This window comes from Streptomyces sp. NPDC057623, assembly GCF_042800355.1.
In the GTDB taxonomy this organism is placed as follows: domain Bacteria; phylum Actinomycetota; class Actinomycetes; order Streptomycetales; family Streptomycetaceae; genus Streptomyces.
Window position 1 is genome coordinate 34967 of the sequence record NZ_JBHVGZ010000063.1, and the last position, 23298, is coordinate 58264.

The following is a 23298-nucleotide window of genomic DNA, read 5'->3' on the forward strand; positions in this document are numbered from 1 at the left end:
GGGCGTCGTCTCGGTGGGTTCAACTCCCGCCGGGGCGGCGCCCGTTCACATTTCTGAAACTTTGCCGGATGGTCAAGTTTTGACCAACATCACGACCCACTCCTGACATGTACGCGCCCCAGGTGTCACGCTTCCCTCACCCGCCGCACAAGCACCACAGCAATTCCCCCACAAAAGGAGCTCGTGTGACCCCCCTCTACGCGCGTCACAAGCGGACCACTCTGGCCATCGCCACCGCCGTGGCGGCCGGAGCCCTGCTCACCACCGGGCTGGCCACCGGCACTTCGGCCGCGGCCCCCGTGGACGCCGGCACCAAGGCCACCCCGCTCGCCGTCCCGGTCGCGCTCGCGCCCGCGGCCCGCAGCGCCCTCATCAAGGACCAGCAGGCCGAGGCGGCCGAGACCGCCGACCGCATAGGCCTCGGCTCCCAGGAGAAGCTGGTCGTCAAGGACGTCGTCAAGGACGCCGACGGCACCGTCCACACCCGCTACGAGCGCACCTACGCCGGTCTGCCCGTCCTCGGCGGCGACCTGGTCGTCCACGAGTCGGCGACCGGCGCGGCCAAGGGCGTCACCAGAGCGACGAAGGCCACCATCAAGGTCGCCTCGCTCAAGCCGGCCATCTCCGCCGCCAAGGCCGAGGGCCAGGCCGTGAAGCTGGCCAAGGCGGCCGGCTCGGAGAAGACCGAGGCGGACCAGGCGCCCCGCAAGGTGATCTGGGCCGCGAACGGCAAGCCGACCCTCGCCTTCGAGACGGTCGTCGGCGGCCTCCAGGACGACGGCACCCCCAACGAGCTGCACGTCATCACCGACGCGGCCACCGGCAAGAAGCTGTTCGAGTACCAGGGCATCGAGACCGGCACCGGCAAGAGCCTCTACTCGGGCACGGTCACCCTCGGCACGACCAAGTCGGGCTCGACGTACAACCTCACCGACGCCACGCGCGGCGGCCACAAGACGTACGACAAGGCCCGCAGCACCAGCTCCTCCGCCGGCACGCTGTTCACCGACGCGGACGACACCTGGGGTACCGGCAGCGCCTCCAACAACCAGACGGCCGCCGTCGACGCGGCCTACGGCGCGCAGGAGACCTGGGACTACTACAAGAACACCTTCGGCCGCAGCGGCATCAAGAACGACGGCAAGGCCGCCTACTCCCGCGTCCACTACGGCAACGCCTACGTGAACGCGTTCTGGGACGACAGCTGCTTCTGCATGACGTACGGCGACGGCGAGGGCAACACCAACCCGCTGACCTCGCTGGACGTGGCCGGCCACGAGATGACCCACGGCGTCACCTCCAACACCGCGGGTCTGAACTACTCCGGCGAGTCGGGCGGCCTGAACGAGGCCACCTCCGACATCTTCGGCACGGCGGTCGAGTTCTACGCCAACAACTCCTCCGACGTCGGTGACTACCTCATCGGCGAGGAGATCGACATCAACGGCGACGGCACCCCGCTGCGCTACATGGACAAGCCCAGCAAGGACGGCGGCTCGAAGGACAGCTGGTCGTCTTCCCTGGGCGGCCTGGACGTCCACTACTCGTCCGGCCCCGCGAACCACTTCTTCTACCTCCTCTCGGAGGGCAGCGGCGCCAAGACGATCAACGGGGTGAGCTACAACTCCCCGACGTCCAACGGCTCCACGGTCACGGGCATCGGCCGCACCAAGGCCGCCGCGATCTGGTACAAGGCGCTGACCGAGTACATGACGTCGACGACCAACTACAAGGCCGCCCGCACGGCGACCCTGAGCGCGACGTCCGCCCTGTACGGCGGCACGAGCAGCACGGAGTACAAGGCCGTCGCGGCCGCGTGGTCGGCGATCAACGTCAGCTGACGCAGGCGTAGTCGACAGGGGCGGCACCCGGGACGAAGGCATCCCCGGGTGCCGCCTTACGCTTGGGACCCATGTCCTTCACGTACGACGCCGTCGGCGCGACCCGGGAGAACGGCTTCTGCCCGCCCGGCTTCCATCCCCTGCACGTGCGCACCCGCATAGGCGAGGGCGAGGAGGTCTTCCGCAGAGCCGCGGAAGCGGTCATGACCTGGGAGATGCACCGCGCGATGGGCGTCGGCATCGACGCCTCGTCCGACCGCGCGGCCCCCGAGGTCGACGTCACGGTCACCCTCGCCGGCCTGATCAAGGCGCCGTGCCGGGTGGTGTGGACGGTGGAGGAGCACCGGCGCATCGGCTGGGCGTACGGGACGCTTTCCGGCCACCCGGAGTGCGGCGAGGAGGCCTTCGAGGTGGACCGGACGGGCGACGGGACGGTGTGGCTGACCGTGCGGGCCTTCAGCCGGGGCGCGAAGTGGTACGCGCGGGCGGGCGGGGCGGCTACGCGCGGCCTGCAGCATGCGTATGCGCGGCGCTGTGGGGTGGTGTTGCGGCGGTTGTGCGGTGGGGCGGAGGCAGGTTGAGGGGCCGACTCAGTCGCTCTACTCACAGTCCGTGGACGAGCCTGACCGCGGTCACAGTCAGTACGGATCCCGAGACGTAGTAGAGCACGATGGCGCCAAGCACCGTTGCCTCACACCGATCCCGCTCTCCCCTGACAGCAGTCGAGCCATGTCCGTACGGATTGCGCCCGATGGTCCCGTCCATGGCCGCCCTGAACGCGTCGGCGTTGGGCATCTTGGCCAAAGTGTCGTCGGCGCGGGCGGCGCATACGTGATGCGGTAGCTCAAGCGACGCCGCGCCTCTCGGTCTCGTCCGCCGCGAGGCGCTCCAGCAGCGCATCGGCCTCCTGATCGGGAACGGCTTCCAGCATCCAGTGCCTCATGACGGCGTGGATCTCCTGCACCCCGGCCTCGTTGATGGCCCGGTCGAACTCCTCACGCCGTTCCTTCGGGAGGGCCGCGCGGATGTCGGGAATGCTGTTGGGAACCTCGACCTCGACGCCGCCGACGAAGGTCTTCAACGGTTCGGCCATGGTCGTCCTCCTCGGTGGCGGAGCTTCGCAGGCGTCACGGCAGTCGGCGGGGGCGGTCCGCTGCACGACATCCAGCTCGCACCACACGGACTTGCCGACGGCCAGCTCGCTCACGCCCCAGCGGTCGGCGACCTCGCGCACGATGAGCAGGCCCCGTCCGAACATGTCGTCCTTTGCCGCGGCACGCGGGCTCGGCAGTAACTCACCCTTCGGGTCGGTGACATCAATGCGTACGGCTCGCTCGGTGAGGGTGAGCTCCACTCTGAAGAACCGGTCGCGCAGGCAGCCGTGCAGCACGGCGTTGCCGCCCAGCTCGGAGACCAACAGCGCGGCGTCCGCGGCGAGTTCGGGATGACCCCAGTCGATGAGGAGGCGATGGGCGCGGCGGCGGGCGAGGGTGACGCTCTTGGGGAACGGGGTGCAGTCGAGGCGGTCGTACTGGAGCGGGACTTCGGACACTTGGGGCGCGACCATGTCGGTCACCTCCGGGCAGGGCGGGCACAGCGTCAGGCATCAACTGACGCCGCACGGCGATCGGTTCACCACGCAACGTAGCGACCCGACGGCGATTCATTCAACCTCTTCCCGGTAGATATCCACCGATCAGGTTTGCTACTCCGCCGTCAGGCACAGCAGACTGGCCGCGCACAGCACCGAAGGAGGGCCAGGTGACAGCAAGTCAGGCACGGCAGGGAAACAGCACGTCCAGCGTCCTCGGGCGCAGGCTCGGGGCCGAACTCCTCAGGCTGCGCACCGCAGCCGGCTTCACACAGCCACAGGCCGCGAAGGCGCTCTCCTCCTCAACCGCCAAGGTCGCCAAGATGGAGGGCGGCTGGGTGCCTGTCCGCGACCCGGACATTCGAGCCCTGTGCGAGCTGTACGGCGTCCACGATCTCAGTGCGGTAGGCGGCCTCCTCGAACTGGCCAGGGTCGACCGTGAGCGCCGCAAAGCCAAGGGCTGGTGGGACGACTTCAACCTCCCTGGCGTCATGCAGGAGTACGTCGCACTGGAGAGCGCGGCGACGACCATCAGGGCCTGGCAGCCCGCGTTCATCCCAGGGCTCCTCCAAACGCCGGAGTACGTACGGGCATTGAGGGAGAGCCCTGCGGCCAGGATGACCAAGAGCCCTGAGCCGGACGACAAGTTCATCGCGGCTCGGCTCGCTCGCCGACGGCGCCTCTACGACGACCCGCCACTGTCATTGCGAGTAGTGATCTACGAGGCAGTTCTCCACAACTTCCCCGGCAGCGCCGCGACCGCCACAGGCCAGCTCGAAGAACTGCTGAAGGTGGCCGACCTACCAAGTGTGGATCTCCGCGTCTTCCCCTTCAGCGCCGGTACGCACTCGGGACTCAACGGCTCGTTCAACATCATCTCGTTTGCCGCTCCCGGAGCCATGGACGTCGTCTACGTGGAGGCTCCCTTCGCCCAGCGATGGGTCGAGGGTGGACAGGGCGCAGCCGCCTACGATGAGCTGTTCGAGAAGATCACCGAGCGCTCGCTCGACGAGCGGGAGTCGGTGGCCTTCCTCCACACACTACGCAAGGAGCTGTGAGCCGTGACCGAATTCAAGTACCGCAAGGCCAGCTACAGCGACGACGCGGCCGAGTGCGTCGAGGTCGCCACCAACATCCCCACTACCGTCGCCATACGGGACTCCAAGCAGATAAACGGACCCCACATAAGCATCCGACCTACGACATGGGCGGCCTTCCAAGCAACACTCTCAAAAGGCTACTTGAGCCGGGCCACGTTGTGAGTGCACAGTAGATATCCCTTCACCACCCGTCGGGTTCGGCAGGTCGATATCATGCGACCTTCGTGGGCCCATCCAGGACGACTCAGACGCCGTGATTGCACCAACCACAGCGAGATCATTTCAGTTGCCGTAACCCCTTCCTGAGGCCGAACCTGTGTGCCCGGTCAACGAGGAGGACATCGTGGGGCTCGTTCTGTTTCCAGGAGACGACGAGGCCAGCAGCCCGGATGTGTCCTGGTCCTACACAGGCTTCGGAGCATTTCGGCGGTGGCTGGCGCGGTCCGAGGGAATCGCACTCGACGACATGCTCGGCTTCGGTGGGCAGCACCCCTGGAACGAGGTGTCCACCACGCCGGCACCACTCCTCAACCATCCCGACGACGACGGCCCTGACCTCACGCCGACGCAGTGTGCCGCGATCGTGCCCCGCCTACAGGAGATCGTCGACCAGCCGCAGGAGGGAAGCGTCCACCCGCTTCTCCAGCGACACATCGACGACGCCCGCCAGTTGGTGGTCGTCCTGCAGCTATGCATCGAGAGAGACGTGGACCTCCTCTTCGGCTGACCGACGGTCGGCGTTATCGGCTCGCCGTGACCAGTAGTTACGGGACAGCCCATTAGCGGCAGGAGCACACCACCTTCGGTTTACTTGAATGTGCCGCCGTCACCATTCCATCGCAACCAGGCTTCGAACAACTCGACGGCCAGCCAATGCCCGCTCACCAATGCCATATGATGCGCCGACACTCCTCCGCCTCCATGGGAACCCCGCGTCGGGTCAGCGCCTTTGGAAAGGAGGAGCGCGGTGGCGTCAACATGCAGGGGCTCACCTGTTTGCACATGCCCATCGATTTCACCATCAACTGCAGCGTGAAGCAACGTAAAACCGTTGGTCTCCTCATGGATATCCCACCCGGAATCAAGCAATCGTCGCAACTCCGGAAGGTCATCCTGCTCCAGAGCCAGCCTAGCCAGAGACATTTCCATTACGTCACTCCAGACCCTATCTTCAATTCCTTGCCAGAATAACACAGTGAGGAATCACCCCAAGAGTCTGCCTGTCTGCTGAACCTGACAAACAGACTCTTGGGCGAAACTACGTCACCCTTCTGTCACGACCACCCTAACGTTCGGATAGTCACTCCGGAATGAATTGAGTACACCCTTACATGAGGTGCACACGTCCCTTTGGGAGTGGAGCCGAACCGTTCCTGACGCATAGCCGTTGGGCGGCCCCAGCTTGTCGGCAAGATAGTTGAAAATCTTCTGCTCCGAGTCAGAATCACGCCCAACGGGGATGTACCGCTGCGGGTAGCCTCCCACAGCGTCACCGGGGCCCGGAATCATACCCGCGCGCGTCTCTCGGCCGCTTGTTGCGACGAGAAGCATGGGATCCACCCCTCTGATATCGACTGTAGCTGCAGCTACGTTCATTGACTTCTTTATCCGACCAGTGGCCCGAAAAGCATCAACCACCGCCTTGGGGTCAATGTCACGAATTCGCTGCGCGCTTTTCCACGCGTCCTGAAGCCTGTCGAATTGCTTACCTAGCTTGCCGAAATCTCCCAACGGCAAAAGGCCGACGGCCCCAAGTCCTACACCAAGCTTGTCTCCCTCATCGTATGAGCGCTGAACGTCGTAGGCGTCGCAACCAACCCCGAACACCGGAACCCAGCTGCACGCCGCGAGCGCCAGCTCCTTCCATACCGACGTAGGCGCCAGGTACGGGCCACCGTAGGGACCGGGGACTGGTTCAGGGCCCGGGCTCGGGCTCGGGGCGGGCTGCGCAGAGTAGGCCGTTCCGGAGCTGTCAGTATTGGCCGTGCCGCAATTGCTGTTACACCCCGGCTCGGAGGAGTCGACGGTCTCGATGGGTTGCCCGTTGCCCGGTGTCCCGTCAGGATGCGTCGGGCAAGCCGGGAATTCGCCTCCGCAGGCAAGCCCCATACCGGTCGGGTCGGACTCGGTGACTGGGCTCTGAGCGCCGTAACTGTAACCATTGAGAGTCTGGTGCCTGTCAAGCTCAAGCAGGGGGTCAACGCTGATGAATTGACCGATCGCCGGATCGAACTCGCGGGCGCCCACATGCGTCAGCCCTGTCGAGTCATCCGCCGGCTTGCCCAGGAACGCCTTGTCGTCCGGCCAGTTGGTGGCCTTCGTGCCACGCGTCGCCCCGAACGGAGTGCTGTAGCGCTTCGTGACCGCGTATGTGCTCGAGTCGAGGGCGATGCTCGACGTGCCGTGGTGATCGGCGGCCAGGAAGCTGAGCTTCGTGCCCGATGTGCCCGAAACGGCAGTGCGCACGGCGATCGTCTGGCCGTTGGCCGTGTAGTAACGCGTGCCGGACAGGGTCTTCGTCGTCCCCTTGACCGTCAGGCGGACCTCCGTACCGCCCAGGTAGAGGACCGTGTCGCCGTCGCCCTTGGCCCTGCGGATCAGCAGTTCGCCACTGGCGTCGTAGAGGTAGCTGGTCTCCTTCGTGCCCTCAGTGAGCCCAGCAAGCTTGCCCTCGGTGTTCCAGGCCAGGCTCTGCTTGGCTGTCGCGCCCGGACGGGAGATGGTGTTGCCGGCCGCGTCGTACGTGTAGTCGCCGGTCGCCGCACCCGTGGTCTTGTCCAGTGTGTGGGGCTTGGTGTCGGTCGTGGCGTCGTACGTGTAGGTAGTAGTAGCGCTGTCGCCCGAAGCCGCGTGCTTGGTCTCCGTCTTTCGCTGGCCCCCGCCGGTGTACGTGTACGAGGTCCAGTAAGGCGCGGCGCCGTCGAGGTTGGCGGTGGTGCGGCCGGTCGCGGCGCAGTCGCCGGTCTTGGGAGTCCAGGACTCGGACAGACGTCTGTAGCCGTCGTAGGCGAAGCACTGGTAGTCCGCCTTCGTCGCACCTCCCTGCGTCGTGGCGTCGAAGATCGACATGACGTTACCGGCGTCGTCCTGGGTGAACTTCAGCTCCTGCGGCATATAGCCGTGCACGTCGTCCGTGACGAACGAGCGGGTGAGTCGCCGCGTGCCTGGTTCGTACTCCCAGTTGAGGTAGGCCTTCTTGGCCGAGTCACCCCCCTGCACGCCCAGTTGGAGCTGGTTGAGGTCACCCTGCGGGGAGAACGTAGCGCTCTGGAGGTAGCCCGTCGTGCCCTTGGAGGTGAGCTGCTGGCCGGTGGCGTTGTAGGTGTAGGAGACGGTCTCGGAAGCGAGGCCGGCGACCGCGGGTTGCGAGGCCTGGCTGATCGTGCCGTCCAGGCGGTAGCCGGTGGTGAAGGCGAACGTCTTGGGGACGCCCGCTTCGACCATCGGGTCGCTGTCGGGCAGGGTCAGTTGGCTGCCGGTGACTTGGTAGAGGCTGTCGTAGGCGGTGACCTTCTGGGTGTAGGCCTTGCCCGTCACCCCGCCGTCGTAGCGGACCGCGGTGTCCTGCTGGCCCTTGGCGAGACCGTCGAACGTCCAGGCGGCGAGCTTGTTGCCGTCCGTCTTGTCGACCTGCCACATACCTGTCTTGCGGCCGAGTACGTCGTACTCGTACAGCAGCTTCTTGGTGTTGTCCTTGTTCGGGGTCGTGCTGACGGCCTGATCGAGGCCGTTGTACTCGGTGGCGTTCGTGCCCTTGTCAGGGTCGGTCGCCGTGATCTGGCGGCCGAACAGGTCGTACCCATAGGACCACTTGGCCTTGTCGGGGCCGGTGATCGTCTCCTGCGCGCCGGACTGCGTGTAGGTGTAGCCAGTTGTCGTGTAGGCGGTGCCGGCTAGCTTCGGGCCGGCGTACTCGCGGCATTCGGTCACCTGGCCCAGGGCGTTGGTGACGGCCGCGATGGCCTGGCCTCCGTTCGGCGCGCTGGTCGCCGTGGTGTCTCCGGTGTACGTGGTGTCGATGGTCCAGCGTGTTACGCCGTAGTTCTTGGTCACCGATTTGGTCGCGCGGCCCGCACCGTCATAGGTGGTGTCGGTCTGGGTCGGTGCCTGAGAGCCTTCGGTCTGCGCCGGGCTCCCGGAAGGGGCCGAGGTGTTGTCCCAGATGTCGCCCTGGGCGCTGACAGCGAGACCACGGTCGTCATACAGGGTCAGGGATACCAGCCGACCGCCGATCGGCGTCGGCGTCTGCACCTGGCGGCTGCGCAGCAGCGAGTCGTAGAACTCGTAGCTGGTGTTGTAGCCGGAGCCGTCGCCCTTGAGTGTGCCGGTGGAGACCCAGGACATGCCCGAGCTGATGATGTTGTAGCCGTAGACGTGGCTCGGGGTCCTGTTGAGCACCTTGAGTCGGTTGGGCAGCCACACCTTGGTCAGGCGACCGAGGCTGTCGTACTCGCTCTCGGTGACCTTGTTGTTGGGGTCGGTGACCTTCAGTGCCGCGCCGGTCGCGAAGTCCACCGAGGTGGTGGTGCCGTAGGTCTTGGCGTCCTTGGCCACCGTCGAGGTCAGTGGCCCAGCCGCTGTGGGCGTGTACGTGGTGTCGGAGACGGTCAGGTCATTGGTGTCCTTGACCATCCTGGGACGGCCGAGAGAGTCGTAGTCGGTCGTCGCGGTCTTCTGCCAACTCGGGGTGCCGTTCGCGGCGTAGGCCTTGGCCCGCCCCGTCCACTGGACCTCACCCTTGGTCGGTGTCTGCGTGCTCGTGTACGTCTTGGAGTCGTACGCGGTCGCCGTGTCCGAGATGACGTCGCCGGGGCGGCTTGAGTCGGTCGGCAGGTCCAGGTCGGTGGCCGAGCAGAGTCCGGCGACGACCTGCACGCGGGAGACCAGGGAGTTGATGCCGGCGATGTCGTTGCGGGCGTAGGTGTTGCGGGTGCATCTCTCGTCGCCGTCGGCGGCGTCATCGCCACGGTCCTCGACGGTGGATGCCATGCCGTAGCCGTCGTAAGTGGTGGCGATGGTGCGGACTCGGTCGCGTGGCGCGACGCCGCTGGTGATGTTGGTGCGGGTGTGGCTGGCCGCGGTGCGGACGTAGTACGCCTCCGTGTCGGCGTACGACTTGTGCTGCGTCGCCGTCCTGCGTGACCACGGGTCGTTGATCGTGCCGGTGACCTCGGTCGTGCCGTTGTAGGTGACCGTTTCGCGGGCGAAACCGGCGTACTGGTCGGAGTCGGTGATCTTGGCAGCCTTGATGCCGGTGACCTCGGCGGTCTTTCGAGCATCCCGATCGGGAGTTTTCCCATCCGCGCCCAGGACGCGGTCCCCGTCCATACCCCGCAGATAGACCGTCACGGTCTTGAGCTGGGCGCTGTCACTGTCACCGGTGAGGTGGGTGACCTTGCCGAAGCCCCGCCAGATGGACCAAGTGCGTTCCTTGGCCGGGGTCATCGGGTCGTCGTTGTAGTGCCAGGCGCCGCCGCCGGAGTACTGGTACGTGTGCTGGACGGCCTCCGAGCCGCCGCGGAGGTCAGTGGTGGACACCGAAGTGACCGGGTACTTCTGGAACCAGTCGAGGATCGGGGTTTCCTCGCCGTTGGGCGACCAGTAGACCGGGTAGCAACGTCTGGTGTTCTCGTCGACCCTGGGCATGGTCTGCCCCGCCACGCAGTCGGCTTCGGCGTAGGTGACGATCGTCTGCGCGCCGGTCTCGGAGGTGACGGTCCGCAGACGCGGCCGGTCGAGGGAGAGAACGTCGTCGGCCGCGCCGTCGATCCGGTTGGGCAGGAAGACGTGGGTGAACTTCACCGGGTCGAGAGCGAGGTCGGAGCCGCGCTTGCCGGTGTGCTTGATCTCGTCCAGCCACAGCGCGAACTGGGTGGAGTCACCCGTTTCGCCGGGGTTGAGATACTGCTGCTGGAGTGTGTACGCGTCGACGGGCTCGAACGCGGGGGTGGCAGCCGCGGCGTTCCACGCGTACGTCGTGATGGTGGTCAGGCGCTTGCGCGTGAAGAACGACGGGCCGACGTTGCCGGTGCACTTGTCGCCGTCCTTGCACACCGCGTCGAACGGTACGTCCGGCCAGTTGTCCCGGGTGTCCTCGGTCAGCGAGTCGCACCCGGTGCCGGAAGCCGTGCAGCGCTCCGCGTAGCTGAAGACGATTTTGTCGGACGCGGACGGGGATCCGGAAAAGAGGGCTCCGGCACGCTGGCCGTAGCGGATCTCCTTCAGGTAGCCGCCGCGGGTGTAGGCGGTGCCGGTGGTGTCGTCGCCGAGCTTGTCGTAGTTGTTGCGCTCGGCTGTGTACCAGTACGACATCGCGTTGCCGTGGGTGTCCTCGACGTAGTCGAGATTCCACCGCCAGGCCTGCTTCTTGTCCCGGCCGGAGAAGGCCGAGCCGCTGCTGTGGCCGGGCTCGTCGGTGTCGTCACCGAAGACCGGAACGGTCCACACCGAGTTGGTGCGGTCGTCGGCACTCGCGCCGTCGAGCTTGTTCAGGCCGAAGACGTACTTCGTACCGTCACCGGTCGTGACGGTCCAGTGCTCGCCCTTGCCGTCCCCCTTGCCGCCTGTGATGTCGTCACCGTCGTCGCCGTTGTCCGCTCCGGTGGAGTGCGTGACGGTGGAGGCGTCGTCGTTCTTCAGCCGCCACTTTCCGTCGGTGTCGTCCTTGACCAGTTCGGTGGCCTTGCCGTTCAGCACAAGCGAGGCGTTGTCGTACTTCCAGCACAGGTCGAACTTGTCGTCCTGGCCGTCGTCGTCACAGGAGCCGTACTTGCGCTCGACGTAGGACGAGGTCAGGTCGAAGCCCTCGCCGAGCTGGCTGCCCTGGTTGTTCGTCGTGGCGGTGCGCCCGTCGACACTTCCGGAGTCGTACGAGATCGACAGGTCGGGCGAGGGGCCGGCCGCTGCCGGGGGCACTCGGACCGGGTACGACCAGGTGAACGAGCCGGACGAGCCGCCCGCCTCCCAGGTCGAGGAGGCCGACAACGGGGTCGCCTTGTAGTCACCGCCGCCGGACTTCGTACCAGCTGCCAGGGCAAGCACCATCGGCTGCGGGGACGAAGGAGAGGAGGCGAAGGCAAGCGTCGACGTCAGCGTCGTGGTGCGCCGGTCGTTGGTGAACCGGAGAGTCCTGGGAGTCCGGCATGCTCCCTTGGAGGCGTGATCGAGCAGGCACTCGGGGAACTGCACCAGCCGCAGGCGCCCCGCCCAGTCGGCGCCGTAGGCGGATGCGAAGGCGGAGTAGTCGATGCTCAGGCGGGCGCTTCCCCCGCGCTTGGGCCCCGTGACAGCGAGGGCAACTCCCTTGATGCCCAGCTTGCGTGTGGCCCTCTGGTCGAGGACCCTGACCGTCAGCTTGGCCGCGGTGACCGGACTCTTCTTGCCCTTGTCGGACCGGGGCGGTGAGAGCGTGAGGGGTAGCCGGCCTGGTCTGGCCGTGGCGGGCTTGGCGCCGGACAAGGTCAAGGTCGCTGTGCCGCCTGTCGGCCAGGCGACCTCCTGCTTCTGGGCGTCTCGGGCCCGTCGTGCCGCCGCCTCGTCGGCCTTGGCTGACTGCGCGACGATCGCCGCGTTCGTCTTGTTCGCCTTCACCGTCCAAGGCGAGACCTTGGCAGCGCGCGGAGCCTTCAGGCTCGGCTCGCCCAGCGGATCGGTATCGGCGGCGAAAGCCACCGGGGTCAGCAGACCCGGCACCAGGACGAGAGCCGTTGCCGACGCGATACGGCGGATCCAGGCGGGACCGCTGCCTATGAGGCGGCGGCCCGATCGCGGCGGGCGGGAGGCGAACTTGTTCATCACACGTCTCCTCGCGTGCGCCCCGGTGCGATGACTGGGGCGCACGTCGTTCAAGGTCCGAAGAAGGTGGGGGCGGAGAACGGCGCGGCTGAGCCGACCGTTCAGGTCGAAGGCTCCGCGACCTGAAGACTGACCTGGCCTGCCGTCATCGCGCCGGCCCAGACGCGCAGCTTCGCCAGATCGCCCGGCAGGTAGTGACCGGTAGTGGCGTCAGCGGACCCGTTCCCTGCCGACAGAGTGCCGGTGCCCTGCTGCGCTGCGGAAAGACCAGGATCGTCCTCCCCCTGCTGGGCGAACGGACCGACGTACAACTGCGCCACACCGAAGCGCTGGGATCCGTCGTCCGCGGCGAAGTCCTGTGTGGCGTCGAAGACTCCGGTCACGTCGACCCAGGTGTCGAACTCCCGGTCACCCACCGGTTCCTGCGCGGGGGCGAGAGCGGTGTCGATGACCTTCCCGGCAGAGTCGACCGCCGTGCGTCCGAACTTCCACTGACAGACACCGTCCGCTGCCTTTTCCACCCAGAGGGCCCACGACGACTCCTTGCCCGCTGCCGTCGCCTGAGCGGCCACCATGCCCCGGTAGCCGACCGGTTTGGTGTCCAACAGCGCCTTGTTCAGCCGCACCCGGGCCGAGACGGTGAACGAGCCCGTCTCGTCGACAACCGGTCCGTCCACCGACGCGTATCCAGCCGTGCCGTCCAGCACGAGTGATGTGGCGTCGTCACCGGTCAAGCGTGCACCCGAACCTGAGAGCGCCAGCCCTCCGCGGCCGTAGGGGAATGTCGTACTGGTGGGGTTGTCGGGATCTTCCGGGCTTTCGGCGACCCGCGTGCCCGAGGAAATGGTGGCGTCCCAATGCGCGACCAGTTCGTTGGCCGGCAGGCTGGCCGTCTCCAGGCGATCCTCGAACCTGACCTGTTCCGGGCTGCGGGCGTCCTGCCACACGGCGGCCTCATCCAGCAGCCCGAAGAAGTGGTCCGCACCCGTAGCGGCCGTTATGGCGCGGCCGAACTGCAGCCCACCGGTCGCCGCCCAGGGCTCGTACGTCGGCGCCGAATCGGCGAGCGTTACGGGACTGCCCTGGGGCTTTCCGTTGACGAACAACTGAATGGTGTCGTTGCCCTTGTCCGCGTCGTTCTGGGTGTCGAACACACCCACCAGATGCGTCCAGACGTGAAGCGGTGGATTGGCCGCATCGGCGAACGAACGTATGAACACAGGTCCAGACTGGTCCTTGTCCGCCCGATTGAAGACCCACTTCTTGCTGGCAGCGGAGTAATACAGCGCGAAAGCGGTGGTCTTGGTGCCCGCCTGCGAGAGCACGACTCGGTTGGCCGATGCATCGGTCAAGTACGCCCAGGCGGAGACCGTGAAAGAGTCCTGCGTGTTCACGGCGGGCGACGCGGTGGCCGCGTATCCGGTCTGCTGAGCCGGAACACCGGTGTCGTCGTTCAGGCGCAGGGAATAGTCGCCCGCGCCTCTGCGTGCCCTTGTCGAACCGCCGGTACCGGCCTCGCCGACCAAGGTCGCGTGGTGACGCACGCCCACGGTCGCCGTGTCCGCCGCGGTCATGGTCCCGGAGCCTGGCTTGAGCTCAGCGAAGTGCCAGCGACCGCTCGCCTCCGGAGCCAGGTCCACCTTGAACGTGAAGTAGGCCGGCGGCCCCCAGCGCACGCGCCCGCCCTTGTCGAGCTTGAGGTCACTCGCCTCGACCGACAACGTCTGGGTGCCCGCCAGACCAGGCTTGACGTCTGTGGCAGTCACCGGGGCGTTGGTCGTCTTCGCGTTCACCTGCTTCGTGCCGTCGGCCCTGCTGCTCATGAATCGCCAGCGGTATGCCTTCACATCGCGATCAGCGGCGTTCGGTCCAAAGGTGAAGGAGCCTGCGACACCCGGCCCGCCGTGCGGGGCACAGGCGTTGACCAGACACTCGGTGTACGGCGTATTGGACGTGATGGTCGGCGTCTTGGGCGCTGTGGAGTCGATGCGCAGGTAGCACCATGATGAGTACGGGGAGAACAGGTCGCCGGATTTGCCGTTGTAGCTCCAGTGCGACTGCGTGCGGGCCCTGAAACGGTAGAGGCCGCCGTCCGCCCGCTTGGTCGTGGTCACCTTCTCCAGAGTGCCGTCGGGGTCCCAGCCCGAGTCCGGCCTGTAGTCGCTCCACACCTGCGACCAGGTTCCGGATGTCGTGTCCGTGCTGGAACGCTGCATCACGAACTCGGCTTGCAGATAGCCCTCTTCTTCTCCCTGATTCTGCTCGACCTTCGTCTGCACCCGAGCCTGAACGGTCGGTGTATCCACTGTCACCGTCAACGGATCCGATGCCGGCCGGCACGTGGCCGTGTTCCCCGTGCCGGGAATCGCACCTACCGAGGTGGGGACGCCTGGCGTGTGCACGTACCAGACCTTGAGCTCGGCGTTGTTGTCGAATCGCTTCCAGGCCCGCGGCTCGCTCTCGTCCTTGGCTCGCAGCATCAGCGTCAGCCTGGGGAACTTGCCGGCCGCGAAGGCACGGACCGTGGAAGCCAGGTTCTCGTCCGGCTCATCAGCGTTGTCATTGAACTCGACCCATGCGTCGGGCTGTTCGGGACTACAGAGATCACCGCGGCCCGCCGACACATAGCGGTCGCCCATCTGGTCGAGCTGCTTGGGGCCCGGCCAGCGGGTGCCTTCGCTGATGTTGTCGGTGCGCTCCAGATCCACCCAGTAGGGGCTGCAGTTGAAGGACCAGGTTTCACGAGCGCGGAACGTCGCGTCCAGCACATGTTTGCCGGCCAGCGCGCCGGGACCGAACTCGAAGTACATGCGGTCGGTGTAGCCGCCGGTGCTGCACGCGTACCCGTCGGCGACACCACAACGGCCCACGCCCTTGGGTTCGCTGAACTTCCAGAACTTGTCACCGTCCGACGACAGCTTCGTCCACTCCGAGACGCCCAATCCCACCGAGGGATCGATGAACACCGGGTAGACGGTCTCCTCGCCGCGCAGTAGCTCCAGGTCCGGCTGAACGGACACCGTGCCGTCGCCCACCGTCACGGGAAGCTCCGCTGTGACGTCTCCCTCGTCAGGATGAGCCGGGTCGCCAGCGGCGCCCTGCTCGGTCTGAGGTTCCTTGGCTCCGGTCGACAGGAACTGGGGCTGGAGTGCTGCGGCTTCCGTTCCCGATGAATCCCACATCTGGCCCGCCGGTCCGCGGAAGACAGCATTGCCGTCCGCGTCAACGGCGCGCAGTCCGCCGCCCTCGCCAGGAGCCACGCTCAGCCCGTCTCCCGTCGCGGTGAGCTTGATCTTCTCCAGCTCGGGGCTTGCCGCTGCATCGGCCATCCTGACCACCAGCACCTCGCGGTAGCCCTCGGCCTCCGCCGTCATCTGCAAGTCCACGCCCTTGATGGGCACATCGGCATAGGTGGCCGTGGCACCGTCCAGGATCGGCTCCGGCAAGGAGGCGGGCCAGCCGAGCTTCAACTCCTGCCCGTCCCGCCCGAGGCGCAGCAACCCGGAACCGCTGCCGCCACCGGAGAACGACATGTCGACGACAGCGGACTTCGGTCCCACGCTGCCGTCCGACCGCTTCTCGAGCGTGACGTCGATGTCCTGCCACGTGCCGTCCCCGGCCCGGGCACGCTGCGGGCGCGTCGACTGTGTCAGGGTGAATGTGCCATCCGGGTTGGCGACCGTGCTGCTGTACTCGGTACGCGCCGCGGTTACTTCGACGGGCTCACCTGTGGCTGCCGCTCGCTCAGAAGCGGATTGCTCGGTCAGGACGGACAGCGGTTCCGCGGCTTGAGATTCACCGGAAGCCGCAATGGTCATTGCCGGAAGAAGCGACAGCAGCGCCGCGAGGAACAGAAACCCCTCCGACCGCACCATGCGTCCCGCATCTTCGTACACGGGCACGACGTTTTCCCCGCTCCAACCCCACAACCCCACCCCGTAGTTACAGATTGCTCACAGGTGGAGCGAGTTAACGATCTCTTTATCTTTCACGTCAATGTGATTCGGATCACGCACCCGAGGGGGATGCTGCGCCACCGCGCCAGCGGCGGGCACGTTCAGTAATCAGGAGTTGAAACACACAGAAAGCATTCAGCCGATCCAGCGAGAGGCTTCCCTCGTGCACATGGTCGGGATAATTGAATCGGCTTCTGCCATGACAGGAGCCGCAGCACAGGGGCTCGACAGAAAAGAATGAGCCAGCGGCAAGAATCTCACTCTTGCCGCTGGCTACACGCTGCATCCGAATTACGGCGGGCAGGGACCGTTACCGAAGCAAGACCCCCGCCCCCTCCCCCACCCCCTCCGACGGCACAGCCACCAACCCCAGCTCCGCCCCCGACGCCAGCAGCCGATGCGCCGGAAGGATCCGGACCGTGTAGCCGTACGGTCCCGTCCGGTCCAGGGCCAGTGGCCCCTCGTAGACCCACCGCCCCTCCCCGTCGGGGCTGCCCACCGGCTTCAGCGGGACCGTCGACCCGTCCGCGATGCGGTCCTGGGAGTCGACACGGCCGGAGACCGCCTGGACCTCCACGTCCTCCGGCCCCAGGTCGCCCAGTCCGACGCGGACCCGGAGGCTGAGAGTGGAGCCGAGTTCCGCGGTGGGCGTCGCCGCCGAGGTCTCGACATGGTCGACCGTGACACCGTGCCAGGCCGAACGCACCCGGGTCTTCCAGCCCGCCAGCTCACGCGCCGCGTCCGCGGTCATCGCCCGGTGGGCGTGCGCGGCCGGGGTGTAGAGGCGCTCCACGTACTCACGGACCATCCTGCCCGCCAGGACCTTGGGGCCGAGCAGGGTGAGGGTCTGGCGGACCATCTCGATCCAGCGGTCCGGGAGCCCGTCCTGGCCCCGCTCGTAGAAGCGGGGGGTGACGCGTTGTTCCAGCAGGTCGTAGAGCGCCGCCGCCTCTATGTCGTCGCGGTGGTCGGGATCCGTGCCGGTGCCGTCCGCCGTGGGGATCGACCAGCCGAAGTCCGGCTGGAACCACTCGTCCCACCAGCCGTCCAGGACGGAGAGGTTGAGACAGCCGTTCAGCGCCGCCTTCATGCCGGAGGTGCCGCAGGCCTCCAGCGGACGCAGGGGATTGTTCAGCCAGATGTCGCAGCCGGGGTACAGCTTCTGCGCCATCGCCATGCCGTAGTCCGGGAGGAAGACGATGCGGTGGCGGACCCGCGGGTCGTCCGCGAAGCGCACCAGCTCCTGGACGAGCCGTTTTCCGCCGTCGTCCGCCGGGTGCGCCTTGCCCGCCACCACGATCTGGACCGGGCGCTCCGGGTGCAGAAGCAGATCCATGAGGCGGTCACGGTCACGGAGCATCAGCGTGAGGCGCTTGTACGACGGGACCCGGCGCGCGAATCCGATCGTCAGGACGTCGGGGTCCAGGACCCCGTCGATCCAGCCCAACTCGGCGGTCCCCGCGCCGCGTTGCCGCCAGGAGGCGTGCAGCCGCCGGCGCACCTCCGTCACCAGCTGCTCGCGCAGGTTCCGGCGCAGCTCCCAGATGTCCTGGTCGGGGATCTCCGCGACGGCGTCCCAGCGGTCCGAGCCGCCGACGGTCATCGCGTCCTCGGTGCGCTGCACGCCGATCTGGCGGGCGCCGAGGCGGAAGACCTCGGGCGCGACCCAGGTCGGGGCGTGCACCCCGTTGGTGACCGAGGTGATGGGGACCTCGTCGGGGTCGAATCCCGGCCACAGTCCCGAGAACATCTCGCGGCTGACGTTTCCGTGCAGGAGCGAGACGCCGTTGGCGCGCTGGCCGAGGCGCAGGCCCATCACGGCCATGTTGAAGAGGTTCGGTTCCCCGCCGGGGTAGGTCTCCATACCGAGCTGGAGGATGCGCCCGACCTCGATGGCCGGGAGTTCGGCGGCGGGGCCGAAGTGGTGGGCGACCAGCTCGCGGTCGAAGCGGTCGATGCCGGCCGGGACGGGCGTGTGGGTGGTGAAGACGGTGCCCGCCCGGACGGCCTCCAGCGCCGAGTCGAAGTCCAGTCCCCCGGCGCACAGCTCGGCGATGCGCTCCAGGCCGAGGAAGCCGGCGTGTCCCTCGTTGGTGTGGAAGACCTCGGGGGCCGGGTGACCGGTCAGGCGGCAGTACGTCCGGACCGCCCGCACTCCTCCTATGCCCAGCAGCATCTCCTGGAGCAGCCGGTGCTCACTGCCGCCGCCGTAGAGCCGGTCGGTCACCCCGCGTTCGCCGAGGTCGTTCTCCTCGACGTCCGAGTCGAGCATCAGCAGCGGCACCCGGCCGACCTGGGCCAGCCAGACGCGGGCGTGCAGCGACCTGCCGCCGGGCAGGGCGAGCAAGACCTGGGCGGGGGTGCCGTCGGGTTCCTTCAGGAGGGCGAGCGGCAGCTCGTTGGGGTCGAGGACCGGGTAGTGCTCCTGCTGCCAGCCGTCGCGGGAGAGGGTCTGGCGGAAGTAGCCGTGCCGGTAGAGGAGCCCGACCCCGACCAGGGGCACGCCGAGGTCGCTGGCCGCCTTGAGGTGGTCGCCGGCGAGGATGCCGAGGCCGCCGGAGTACTGGGGCAGGGCGGCCGTGATGCCGAACTCGGGCGAGAAGTAGGCGACGGCGGCGGGCAGTTCGGCGGACTGCTCCTGGTACCAGCGGGCGCCGGTGACGTAGTCGCCCAGGTCACCGGCCACGGCAGTCAGCCGGCTCAGGAAGTCGCGGTCCTCCGCCAGCTCCGCGAGCCGTCCGGGCGACACGCTGCCCAGCAGCCGTACGGGGTCGTTGCCCGAGGCGGCCCATCCCTCGGGGTCGACGGACTGGAAGAGGTCGCGGGTCTCCGCATGCCAGGACCAGCGCAGATTGCGTGCGAGATCGCTCAGAGGCCGGAGGGGTGCGGGGAGGACAGGACGGACGGTGAATCGACGGATCGCCTTCACGGTTCCACCTCGGGCAGCGCGTGGCAGGGGACACACGGCGGTGTGGGTCCCGTCATCGTCCCCGACGGTATCGGTATGCGGGGCTTCGTAACCACCGTGCGTTTTTGTGTGTGTCAGGGGGTGTCAGCAGGCATCAAGCGGAGACGAAGGCGCACGCTCCGTCCGAAATACGCCGCAACCTTTACACGCCCCCCATGGACGATATGGCCGATTCCGCCCCCGTAGGCGTCCTTGTGACGACTTCTCACCTCACGAGAGGGTGACTGTGGCGCACCGGCCCGAGCGGGGTGCCCCCCGTGCTCCAGGGCCGCGCACGCCGAGTTGAGGAGGGGAACTCACACCATGGCACGGACGCGCACACGGCGTCTGCGCCGGGCAGGTGGTCTGACCGCGGTGACCTGTGTCGCCGCGCTGTCGGCCACCACCATGCCCGCGCACGCCGTACCGGAGGGGCAGATACTCGGCGCCGGGGACCCCGGCTCCGTCAGCGGCAGTTACCTGGTGACGCTCAAGGGGGGAACGAAGGCACCGTCGGCGGCCGGAAAGAGCCTCGCCGACAAGTACGGGGCGAAAATCAGCCACACCTACGGCACGGTCCTCAACGGCTATGCCGTCCGGGCCAACGAGAGACAGGCCAGGCGGCTCGCGGCGGACTCCCGGGTGGCCTCGGTCGTCCAGGACACCCGCGTGACCCTGGAGCACCACCAGAAGAGCCCGCAGTCCTGGGGGCTGGACCGCATCGACCAGGCCAACCTGCCGCTGGACAGGAGCTACACCTGGCCCGAGTCCGCGGGCGCCGGAGTGACGGTGTACGTGATCGACACCGGCATCCGCGTCTCGCACAAGGACTTCGGCGGCCGGGCGAGCTACGGCTGGGACTTCGTCGGCGGCGACCGGACCGCGAGCGACGGCAACGGCCACGGCACCCATGTCGCCGGCACGATCGCGGGCAAGCGGTACGGCGTCGCCAAGAACGCCGAGGTCGTCGCCGTACGCGTCCTCGACGACGCCGGCGGCGGCACCACCGCCCAGGTCATCGCGGGCATCGACTGGGTGACCAGGAACGCGAGGAAGCCGGCGGTCGCCAACGTCAGCCTCGGCGGCTACCGCAACGCGCAGCTGGACGCCGCCGTGCGCAACTCCATCGCGTCCGGCGTCACCTACACGGTCGCGGCGGGCAACGACGGACTGCCCGCCGGCCTGTACTCCCCCGCGGCGGTGAAGGAGGCCATCACCGTGGGCGCCACCGACAAGAAGGACGCACGGGCGGGCTTCTCCAACTTCGGCCCGGTCCTGGACGTGTTCGCCCCGGGCGTCGGGATCACTTCCGCGTCGTACGCGAACGACACCGGCAGGGCTACCTACTCCGGTACGTCGATGGCGTCGCCGCACGCGGCGGGCGCGGCCGCGCTCTATCTGGCCGACCATCCCAAGGCCCGGCCCGCACAGGTGTCCAAGGCGGTCGTGGCACAAGCCGTGTCCGGCAAGGTCTCCGGGCGGGGGCTCGGTTCGCCGAACAAACTCCTCCAGGTACCGGGCTCGTAGCGGCCACTTACCGGCCAAGTGCGGGCACCGGCCCCGTTCCTGAGGAACGGGGCCGGTCTTGTGTGTAGACATACGCGTGAGTAGTTAACAAAGTGCCGGATTGCGTACCCGAATAGGGTGGGAAGGCTCCTCCGGTACACCCCGCTTGTGCGCCCCCGGGCGCGCCCGCACGCGGCGAAGTCGCAACAGCTACACAAGTCACCACGCAGGACCCACCTCCCCACAGCCATCCGCCCACCCAAGTTGACGCGGACAGGAGCGGTCATGCCCGCCATGCACCACCAGTCGTCCTCACCCCCGACGTCGCGCACCGCGGCACCCCCAGCCCGCACAGCCCCCCGCGCCGTCACCGCCGACCCAGGACCGCCGGCCCCGGAGCGACCCTCCGCGAGCGACACGGCCGGCGGTGTCGGGCGCATACCCGTCCTCGACGTCCGCCCGGTCGTCCAGCACGGGCGCAGGCCCGCGAAGGCCGTGACCGGCGAGACCTTCGAGGTCTCGGCGACCGTGTTCCGCGAGGGACACGACGCCGTGGCCGCCAATGTCGTGCTGACCGACCCGGACGGCCGTCCCGGCCCCTGGACGCCGATGCGGGAGCTGGCGCCGGGTACCGACCGCTGGGGCGCCGACGTCACCGCCGGCGAGCCCGGCCACTGGACCTACCGGGTCGAGGCCTGGGGCGATCCGGTCACCACCTGGCGGCACCACGCCCAGATCAAGATCCCGGCCGGGATGGACACGGAACTGGTTCTGGAGGAGGGCGCGCGGCTGTACGAGCGCGCGGCCGCCGAAGTGCCCGAGAGCGAGGGACGGCCGGTGATCCTGGCGGCCGTCGGGGCGCTGCGGGACGAGAACCGGCCGGCCGCCTGGCGGTTGGCCGCCGCGCTGACACCCGAGGTCGACGCGGTGCTGGACCGGTATCCGGTACGGGATCTGGTGACGGCGTCGGACGCGCTGCCGCTGCTGGTGGAGCGGGAGCGGGCGCTGCACGGCTCCTGGTACGAGTTCTTCCCGCGCTCGGAGGGCACGCCGCGGCAGCCCCACGGCACGTTCCGTACGGCGGCGCGGCGGTTGCCGGCGATCGCGGCGATGGGCTTCGACGTGGTCTACCTGCCGCCGGTCCACCCGATCGGCACGACCTTCCGCAAGGGCCCGGACAACACCCTCTCGGCCGGTCCGGACGACGTCGGTGTGCCGTGGGCGATCGGCTCCCCGGAGGGCGGCCACGACGCGATCCACCCGGACCTGGGCACCATCGAGGACTTCGACCACTTCGTGGCGACGGCCCGCGAGCTGGACCTGGAGATCGCCCTCGACTTCGCCCTCCAGTGCTCCCCCGACCACCCCTGGGTACAGAAGCACCCCGAGTGGTTCCACCACCGCCCGGACGGCACGATCGCCTACGCGGAGAACCCGCCGAAGAAGTACCAGGACATCTACCCCATCGCCTTCGACGCCGACCTGGACGGCCTGATCGCCGAGACGCTGCGGGTGCTGCGGCACTGGATGGGCCACGGCGTGCGGATCTTCCGGGTGGACAACCCGCACACCAAGCCGGTCGTGTTCTGGCAGCGGGTCATCGCGGACATCAACCGCACCGACCCGGACGTGATCTTCCTGGCGGAGGCGTTCACCCGTCCCGCGATGATGCACACCCTGGCCCAGATCGGCTTCCAGCAGTCCTACACCTACTTCACCTGGCGCAACGGCAAGCAGGAACTCACCGACTACCTCACCGAACTCTCCGGCGAGGCTGCCTCCTACATGCGGCCGAACTTCTTCGCCAACACCCCCGACATCCTGCACGAGTTCCTCCAGCAGGGCGGCCGCCCCGCCTTCGAGCTGCGCGCCGTCCTGGCCGCCACCCTCTCCCCCGCCTGGGGCATCTACAGCGGCTACGAACTCTGCGAGAACACCCCCCTGCGCAAGGGCAGCGAGGAGTACCTCCACTCCGAGAAGTACCAGCTGCGCCCCCGCGACTGGGCGGCGGCCGAACGCGAGGGCCGCACCATCACCCCCCTGATCACCCGGCTCAACGCCGTGCGACGGGCGAGTCCGGCCCTGCGGCAGTTGCGTGACCTCCACTTCCACCACGCGGACCAGGAGGCGGTGATCGCGTACTCGAAGCGGAGCGGTTCGAACACGGTTCTGGTGGTCGTCAACCTCGACCCCCACCACACCCAGGAGGCCACGGTCTCGTTGGACATGCCGCAACTCGGCCTGGACTGGCACGAGTCGGTGCCGGTGCGCGACGAGCTCACCGGCGAGACCTATCACTGGGGCAGGGCGAACTACGTGCGTCTCGAACCGGGCACTCGTCCCGCGCACATCCTCACCGTCCTGCGACCGTCCACCCCGCAGATCGGAGGGTCACCCACAAAATGATCGTCAACGAGCCTGTTCAGGACACCTTCGAGGACACGCCTGCCAAGGATCGTGACCCGGATTGGTTCAAGCGCGCCGTCTTCTACGAGGTCCTGGTCCGCTCCTTCCAGGACAGCAACGGTGACGGCGTCGGCGACCTCAAGGGCCTGACCGCCAA

The 23298-nt window shown here is 67.6% G+C and carries 12 protein-coding genes and 2 pseudogenes; 7 read left to right on the forward strand and 7 right to left on the reverse strand.

Annotated elements, in window-relative coordinates; genetic code table 11:
* The first annotated feature begins 185 nt into the window (after nucleotides 1-185).
* A complete protein-coding gene (locus ACFU95_RS39755; protein WP_383838904.1) occupies nucleotides 186-1841 on the forward strand; it encodes a M4 family metallopeptidase in 1656 nt (551 codons plus the stop codon).
* 71 nt (nucleotides 1842-1912) lie between these two features.
* On the forward strand, nucleotides 1913-2422 hold the full coding sequence (locus ACFU95_RS39760) for a DUF1990 family protein (RefSeq protein ID WP_383838907.1): 510 nt from the start codon (nucleotides 1913-1915) through the stop codon (nucleotides 2420-2422).
* A 22-nt stretch (nucleotides 2423-2444) separates the two neighbouring features.
* On the opposite strand, the pseudogene ACFU95_RS39765 reads toward ACFU95_RS39760, so the two are convergent.
* From ACFU95_RS39765 to ACFU95_RS39775, 3 genes and pseudogenes are all read right to left on the reverse strand, one after another.
* Nucleotides 2445-2689, reverse strand: a pseudogene (locus ACFU95_RS39765) (hypothetical protein).
* Entirely contained in the window at nucleotides 2686-2934 is a 249-nt protein-coding gene (locus ACFU95_RS39770; protein ID WP_383838935.1) for a hypothetical protein, read from the reverse strand. The pseudogene ACFU95_RS39765 and the gene ACFU95_RS39770 overlap by 4 nt, the downstream one beginning before the upstream one ends.
* Nucleotides 2935-3051: 117 nt before the next feature.
* A pseudogene (locus ACFU95_RS39775) lies at nucleotides 3052-3408 on the reverse strand (ATP-binding protein); the annotation flags it as partial.
* A 194-nt stretch (nucleotides 3409-3602) separates the two neighbouring features.
* On the opposite strand from ACFU95_RS39775, the gene ACFU95_RS39780 reads away from it, so the two are divergent.
* The 3 genes from ACFU95_RS39780 to ACFU95_RS39790 all read left to right on the forward strand — a co-directional run bounded on the left by ACFU95_RS39780 (nucleotide 3603) and on the right by ACFU95_RS39790 (nucleotide 5259).
* Nucleotides 3603-4490, forward strand: coding sequence for a helix-turn-helix domain-containing protein (locus ACFU95_RS39780; RefSeq protein ID WP_383838910.1), 888 nt, complete (start codon nucleotides 3603-3605; stop codon nucleotides 4488-4490).
* A gap of 3 nt (nucleotides 4491-4493) precedes the next feature.
* Nucleotides 4494-4694: a DUF397 domain-containing protein gene (locus tag ACFU95_RS39785; protein WP_383838912.1), complete on the forward strand. Its 201-nt coding sequence runs from the start codon at nucleotides 4494-4496 to the stop codon at nucleotides 4692-4694.
* 181 nt (nucleotides 4695-4875) lie between these two features.
* Complete coding sequence (locus tag ACFU95_RS39790) at nucleotides 4876-5259, forward strand: hypothetical protein (protein WP_383838915.1); 384 nt, start codon at nucleotides 4876-4878, stop codon at nucleotides 5257-5259.
* An 80-nt stretch (nucleotides 5260-5339) separates the two neighbouring features.
* Here ACFU95_RS39790 and ACFU95_RS39795 read toward each other — a convergent pair whose 3' ends face one another.
* From ACFU95_RS39795 to ACFU95_RS39810, 4 genes are all read right to left on the reverse strand, one after another.
* Nucleotides 5340-5681 (reverse strand): ankyrin repeat domain-containing protein, encoded by a 342-nt coding sequence (locus ACFU95_RS39795; protein WP_383838918.1) that lies wholly within the window; start codon nucleotides 5679-5681, stop codon nucleotides 5340-5342.
* A gap of 114 nt (nucleotides 5682-5795) precedes the next feature.
* A complete protein-coding gene (locus ACFU95_RS39800; RefSeq protein WP_383838921.1) occupies nucleotides 5796-12326 on the reverse strand; it encodes a deaminase domain-containing protein in 6531 nt (2176 codons plus the stop codon).
* A gap of 101 nt (nucleotides 12327-12427) precedes the next feature.
* Complete coding sequence (locus ACFU95_RS39805; RefSeq protein ID WP_383838938.1) at nucleotides 12428-16144, reverse strand: LamG domain-containing protein; 3717 nt, start codon at nucleotides 16142-16144, stop codon at nucleotides 12428-12430.
* Nucleotides 16145-16592: 448 nt separating this feature from the next.
* Nucleotides 16593-19211 (reverse strand): glycosyltransferase family 1 protein, encoded by a 2619-nt coding sequence (locus tag ACFU95_RS39810; RefSeq protein ID WP_383838924.1) that lies wholly within the window; start codon nucleotides 19209-19211, stop codon nucleotides 16593-16595.
* A gap of 342 nt (nucleotides 19212-19553) precedes the next feature.
* Here ACFU95_RS39810 and ACFU95_RS39815 point away from each other — a divergent pair, with 342 nt between their 5' ends.
* The gene (locus ACFU95_RS39815; RefSeq protein ID WP_383838927.1) at nucleotides 19554-20756 is read left to right on the forward strand and encodes a S8 family peptidase; all 1203 of its coding nucleotides are present in this window, start codon (nucleotides 19554-19556) and stop codon (nucleotides 20754-20756) included.
* A 264-nt stretch (nucleotides 20757-21020) separates the two neighbouring features.
* A complete protein-coding gene (locus ACFU95_RS39820; RefSeq protein WP_383838930.1) occupies nucleotides 21021-23141 on the forward strand; it encodes an alpha-1,4-glucan--maltose-1-phosphate maltosyltransferase in 2121 nt (706 codons plus the stop codon).
* Nucleotides 23142-23298 lie beyond the last annotated feature (157 nt).